The sequence below is a fragment of the uncultured Chryseobacterium sp. genome, assembly GCF_913776365.1.
Classification (GTDB): domain Bacteria; phylum Bacteroidota; class Bacteroidia; order Flavobacteriales; family Weeksellaceae; genus Chryseobacterium.
The window spans coordinates 1-5,807 of sequence record NZ_CAJYMO010000072.1 but is presented as its reverse complement, the minus strand read 5'-3'; the positions used below and the strand labels follow the sequence as shown (position 1 = coordinate 5,807).

Annotated in this window: 6 protein-coding genes and 2 tRNA genes; 2 read left to right on the top strand and 6 right to left on the bottom strand. The window is 43.6% G+C overall.

Annotation, left to right across the window (positions count from 1 at the left end):
- From QZ735_RS03715 to QZ735_RS03695, 5 genes are all read right to left on the bottom strand, one after another.
- A partial coding sequence (locus tag QZ735_RS03715) for a glycosyltransferase (RefSeq protein WP_294244360.1) occupies positions 1-135 on the bottom strand: 135 nt, incomplete at its 3' end.
- A gap of 8 nt (positions 136-143) precedes the next feature.
- On the bottom strand, positions 144-1,313 hold the full coding sequence (locus QZ735_RS03710; protein WP_294244357.1) for a glycosyltransferase family 87 protein: 1,170 nt from the start codon (positions 1,311-1,313) through the stop codon (positions 144-146).
- Between the two features lie 35 nt (positions 1,314-1,348).
- Positions 1,349-2,161 carry a 2,3,4,5-tetrahydropyridine-2,6-dicarboxylate N-succinyltransferase gene (locus QZ735_RS03705; RefSeq protein WP_294244355.1) on the bottom strand — a complete coding sequence of 271 codons (813 nt, stop codon included), beginning with the start codon at positions 2,159-2,161 and terminating at the stop codon, positions 1,349-1,351.
- 54 nt (positions 2,162-2,215) lie between these two features.
- Positions 2,216-2,785 carry a C40 family peptidase gene (locus QZ735_RS03700; RefSeq protein ID WP_294244353.1) on the bottom strand — a complete coding sequence of 190 codons (570 nt, stop codon included), beginning with the start codon at positions 2,783-2,785 and terminating at the stop codon, positions 2,216-2,218.
- A gap of 228 nt (positions 2,786-3,013) precedes the next feature.
- The gene (locus QZ735_RS03695; protein WP_294244351.1) at positions 3,014-3,391 is read right to left on the bottom strand and encodes a hypothetical protein; all 378 of its coding nucleotides are present in this window, start codon (positions 3,389-3,391) and stop codon (positions 3,014-3,016) included.
- Positions 3,392-4,090: 699 nt separating this feature from the next.
- Between QZ735_RS03695 and QZ735_RS03690 the strand changes: the two genes are divergently transcribed.
- Positions 4,091-4,170 (top strand) — tRNA-OTHER (locus tag QZ735_RS03690).
- Positions 4,171-4,352: 182 nt separating this feature from the next.
- Positions 4,353-4,429, top strand: a tRNA-Ala gene (locus QZ735_RS03685).
- A gap of 116 nt (positions 4,430-4,545) precedes the next feature.
- Here QZ735_RS03685 and QZ735_RS03680 read toward each other — a convergent pair.
- Positions 4,546-5,807 (bottom strand): efflux transporter outer membrane subunit (locus tag QZ735_RS03680; protein WP_294244349.1); only part of this gene is annotated, 1,262 nt, incomplete at its 5' end.

The window sequence follows — 5,807 nt, the reverse complement described above, 5'->3', positions numbered from 1 at the left end:
GCTTCCGTCATTGACGAAGATGACCTCAAAATCATAACCGTCCAGCCCGGCAAAGACCTGGCTGATTTTTTCGTGTACCAAAGCAACGTTTCCTTCTTCGTTGTGCGCAGGGATGACAATGGAAATTTTCTTCATACAATGGGTTAATTCAGGCTGTAATTCTTTTCAAAGTCCCTGGTAAGAAGCTCATAGCTTACCCTCAGCCATACAATAATGCAAGGTACGGCTTTCAGGGAATATTTAATGATATAATGTTCCTTGATGAATTTCGGGAAAAGATCCGAAGTGGAGAAACAGGTGAAAATAATGACAAAAACCAACAGTCCTGTAACCAGTGGCGTCCGTTTTTTCTGCAGGAAGAACCAGATCATGACTCCTGTTACGGCAATGATATAAGTAGGTGATTCCGAGCTGGAACTGAACAGCACGAGGAACAGTAAAGTGGAAGCCAGGATCATCAGCTGGAAAGCATAATGCTTGTACTGGCTGACTCTGATATACGGCAATGCAAAAATCGGCAGGCCGAATGCCAGGAATACCAGATTGGAAATAGAGGCGTCACCCATTATCCTTCTCACAAATCCCATAAGGGATATGTCCTGCATGTTCCCCAACACCTGATTGGCTGCGTTTTTCTCCATGATCGACTGAAACCAGTCTGAATAGCACTGCACTACAAACTGCGGCGTGGAATAGGCCATCGGCAATACGAAAAACAGCAATGCAATACCAATGCCTGAGAGGATGAACTTGGCTTTGTTTTTTATAAAGAAAAACTGGCTTAATCCTACGATACCGTAAATTTTAACAAAAACACCGATGAGGATCGCTGTAACGGACCTCACTTCCTTCCGCTCATAGATATATACTGCTGAAAGAAGCAGAAGCCCTGTCAGCGCTACATTAAACTGAAGACTGAGTGCCGCCGTAATGTATTCCTGCAGGCAGAATAAGGCAAAAAGGGCTTTTTTACCTTCTGAAAAAGGAAGTTTATGAATGGCATAAATAAAAACAAACGTATTCAATGCATTCCAGAGCGAAATCCCGAGCCAGTCCGGCATCAGGGCAAACGGCGCAATCAGCACACTGAAGAACACCCCGTAATGGTTCATGTCGAAAAATCGGTCCGGATATTCTGCAAAGAGGTTGGTACGGTCCCGGGTATTGAAGAATACGCTTTTAAAGATCAGGTAATTGTTGATGGCATAATTGCCTCTGAAATATTTGGAAATAGCCGTAACAACAGATATAATAAGATAAACCCCAAATATATATTTAGGGTTTAACAGTATTTTAAGAATTTTATCTTTCAAAATGGTAATGGTAATAGGGTTAAGAACAGCAGATCTTAAACAGCCACATTGTTATCCCTCAAAGCATCATTCAAAGACGTTTTTTTATCGGTGGATTCTTTTCTCTGCCCGATAATCAGAGCACACGGCACCTGGTATTCCCCGGCCGGGTAATGCTTGGTATAGCTTCCCGGGATCACGACGGAACGGGCAGGAACCCTTCCCTTGATTTCTACCGGCTCAGGACCTGTAACGTCAATAATCTTAGTGGATGCGGTAAGCACAACATTGGCTCCCAGTACCGCTTCTTTTTCCACATGGACACCTTCTACAACAATACATCTCGAACCGATAAAGCAGTCGTCCTCGATGATTACCGGAGCAGCCTGCAGAGGCTCCAGCACACCGCCGATTCCCACGCCACCGCTGAGGTGGACATTCTTACCGATCTGTGCACAGCTTCCCACTGTAGCCCAGGTATCGACCATGGTCCCGGAATCCACGTAAGCACCGATGTTGACGTAAGATGGCATCATGATAACGCCCGGAGCAATATACGCGCCTTCTCTCGCTACCGCATGCGGCACTACCCGTACCCCTTTTTCAGCATAATTTTTTTTCAGCGGCATTTTATCATGGAATTCAAACGGGCCTACTTCTATCGTTTCCATTTTCTGGATCGGGAAATACATCACGACGGCCTTTTTCACCCACTCGTTTACCTGCCAGCCGTTTCCGGTAGGTTCCGCAGTGCGGAGCTCTCCTTTATCCACCAGGGCAATCACCTCCCTGATGGCTTTCTGGCTGTCTTCTTCCTGTAATAATTCTCTGTGGTCCCAGATATTTTCAATTGTTTGTTGTAACGACATTCTTCTAGTTTAAAATTATTCGCGAAGATACAAAAAGTTCAGGAAAAATTCCTGCTACAGGACACGCTGGGCATGAAGATAGGCCTTATTCCAGTAGATATCGTTCAGGGAGGATATAATGACGCCTTTTGTGGTGGAAGCATGGATAAATCTCACTTCGCCGTCATTCCCGATATCATGAACGATTCCGACATGGGAAACCTTGCTTCCGCCGGCGGTGGAAAAAAAGAGGAGATCACCGTGCTGTACCTCCCGGATATCAATGTTTTTCCCGGTCAGTGCCTGGTCTGCAGACCTTCTCGGAAGTTTGTAATCGTTTTCTTCAAAAATCTTCAGGGCAAAACCGGAACAATCAAAGCCGGCGGACGTACTGCCTCCGAATTTATAGGGAGCCCCAAGGTATTTTTCGGCGTCTTTCAGGAGTTCATTAATGGATTTCGGAATTTTCCCGTCGAACCGGGAGTCCAGCTTACGGAGATTTTCAACTTTTGCTGTTGCCGTATGCCCGCTTTTCCTGACGGTGGTATTTTTAGAGCTTCCGCAGGACAGCAGAAAAACTGATGCTAGTAATAATCCACAAAGGTTTTTCAGTTTCAGTTCTGCATAAGTAAGGCTGATCTTCATATTCTTTTGATTTACTGACGATGGTTTACAAATATAAATAAATTCTCCTTTCATAACGCCGGTTTTGTGGTACAGCCTGCTTAAAATACGGTGAGTGGTAAATTTAGATAAAAATCGAATTGCGGAATCAGAGGGTCCGAAATGACCGGAAGGAGAACTGAAACCCTGTGATCTGTTTCCCAAAATCAAAAAAAGCTATTCTGAGAATAGCTTTAAAATATATCGATCTTATTTTGAATTTTTCTGTCCCTTCCAGGTTCCTGTCCTTGTTGGCGTAGGAACGGCGTTCGTCCAGGTGCCGTTTGCCATTTTATCTTCCCTGTTGAGGGTACCTTTAAACTCCCCGTCTTCCGGCAATCCCACTGTTGCATTAAGTTCCCCCGAATCGCTGAGTTGTCCGGAAATATGATAATTCTGCGTGGTCTGGTCTGAATGCATAGTCCCGGTCACTTTCCCGTCGCTGGCCACTACGATATTCCAGTCTCCTTTTTCTGTCCCTTCATAAGTTCCGGACCAGTTTCCGATGAAATCATAGATGGTTTCTTCATCTTTGCCGCAACCGATGCATAAAAAAGCCGTCAATACAAGTAAAAATAGTTTCTTCATAAATTTATAGGTAGATTATCTCTTCAACACTTTGCAGGATGATTAAGCTCCGTCTCTGGAAGTCTGAAATCATACTCAGAATGGTGACAAATATAGAATTTATATTTGATTTATTTAATGTTTTATCAGGTAAATATTCATTTTTATAAATAATAGATAATGATAAATGTAAGGTAGGTAGTTTCCGTTAAATTCAATCATTACGTAAATCTTCCTGAAGGAAAGACAGTATGATATCAAGGAGAATCGACAGGCAGAGATCATACTAATCAGCTCGATCTGCAAAACAGGCCTTATTGGAAAACGGCAATGGTATTTTCGGAGTACCATCACAACACTGATCCAGCAGATTAGGTAAAATCCTGTGAATGCTTATAAAAAAATATTCCCGGCAATCAGCCGGGAATATTTAAAGTTCCTTATTGTTTATATTTTAATAGTTGCTAAATCATTTTCAATTAGTGTGCCAGAATATTCTGGTTAAAGGCCTAACTTTATTTACCTTGATTTCAATCTCCTGAGATTGACATATTCTTCTGAAGACTAAAGCTTTTGACAACATTCTTATCTAATACAGTATAAAAGAAATGCTCTAGTTTGCTGAAATCTCAATAGGACTAAAAAAATCCTATATTATCAAAGCACAGATTTTGCATGACGATCATTTAGAATCTTATTTCTGTATCCCCTTATAATTATGGAGCCAATTGATTGTCGAAATCAGCTGGCGCGTTTGACTGGCAGTCAAAAGGTCACGGGTTCGAATCCCGTATTCTCCACCGGATATAAAAGCACTTATCAAAAGTAATTTTTATGATTTTAAAAATATTACCGGTTATAATAATTTGATTATCAGATCACCTATCGTTATCTTTAAAAATTATTTAAAATATTATTGTTAAAACCTTGCCTGATATACTTTAAATACTTACTTTTGTACCACTTTAAAACAGTAATACAAGGGGGATTGGCGCAGTTGGCTAGCGCGTTTGACTGGCAGTCAAAAGGTCACGGGTTCGAATCCCGTATTCTCCACCAAATTAAAAAGCTCTTCAACCGAAGAGCTTTTTTTTATTTAGTACATCTTTACTTTCTGAGTAATCAAAAAACGCACACTGAAATCAGCATGCGTTTTTTAATTTGTAGTTTACAGATTACTTCCATCCGCCTCCCAGCGCCTGGTACAGTTCAACGGCAGCCCGCATTTTACTGTATTCTGCGTTGGCAATATTCAGCTCCGCATTCAGGGAGTTTACACTTGCATTCAGCACTTCCAGATAATTGGCCATACCATAGTTGACCAGCTCCTGCGAATATTCCACAGAGTTTTTGTAAGCGTCAAGCTCCTTCTGTTTCAGTTCGATAAAAGAATCCTGAACCGAGAATACCCGGATGGCATCCGATACTTCCCTTCCTGCCGTGAGCACCGTTTTCCTGAAATTCAGGTAAGCGGTTTCCTGATTGGCCAGGCTTACGTCATAATTGGTTCTGATGGTCCTTCTGTTCAGGATAGGCTGGGCAAGACCCGCCACTACGCTGGCGAACAGGGAATTCACGCTGAACAGGTGATCGATATCCACCGACTGCACCCCACCGCTGCCGGTGAGACGCAAAGTAGGGTAAAATTGTGCCTTGGCAGCATTGGTCAGCTCAAAGGCGTTCATCAGGCTATATTCAGCCCGCATCACATCCGGACGGTTGGCCAGCAACTGGGCCGGATACCCCAGTTTCACATCAATCGGCAATTGTTGCGTTTCCAGTGTGGACCTCTGAATGGCATGGGAAGGCTCTCCCATCAACAGGCTCATGGAGTTCTCCAGCAGCTGGATCTGCGTATCGACATCAATGAGCAATGATTTTGCATTGAAAACCAGAGCTTCACTCTGCTGCACAGCAACTTCCGTGAGCGTTCCGGCGATCTTTAAGGCTTTTGTCGCCTCGAGGTTTCTTTCCCTGATGGCGATTGTTTCCGTAATGATTTTCTTCTGTGCATCGTACGTCAGCAGCTGGTAATACGAATTGGCGACAGATGCTACCAGATCGCTCTTTACGGCCCTGTGGGCAGCTACTGTGCCCAGGTATGAAGCCAACTGCGCTTTTTCCTGGGATTTCAGCCTGCCCCAGATATCCGCTTCCCAACCGATACTGGCAGTAATATCATATTGGTTGATGTATCTTCTTGCTCCGATGATCTGCCCGAACTGGGTGTTGATCGACTGGGTCTGGAAAGTATAGTTCGGCCCTACTGCCAATGTAGGCTGATAGGCTGCTTTACTCTGTTTCAGGTAGGCCTCTGCAGAGTTGATGCTCTGCAGCGCAATCCTGATATCCAGGTTATTTTCCAGGGCTTTCGATATATGTCCCTGAAGGATCGGATCGGTGAAAATCTGCTTCCATGAAACATCAGCGATATTGG

Excerpts from the sequence above, each read along its gene's own strand:
- QZ735_RS03705 (WP_294244355.1), bottom strand. The coding sequence starts at position 2,161 with ATGTCGTTACAACAAACAATTGAAAATATCTGGGACCACAGAGAATTA.
- QZ735_RS03700 (WP_294244353.1), bottom strand. The coding sequence starts at position 2,785 with ATGAAGATCAGCCTTACTTATGCAGAACTGAAACTGAAAAACCTTTGT.
- QZ735_RS03695 (WP_294244351.1), bottom strand. The coding sequence starts at position 3,391 with ATGAAGAAACTATTTTTACTTGTATTGACGGCTTTTTTATGCATCGGT.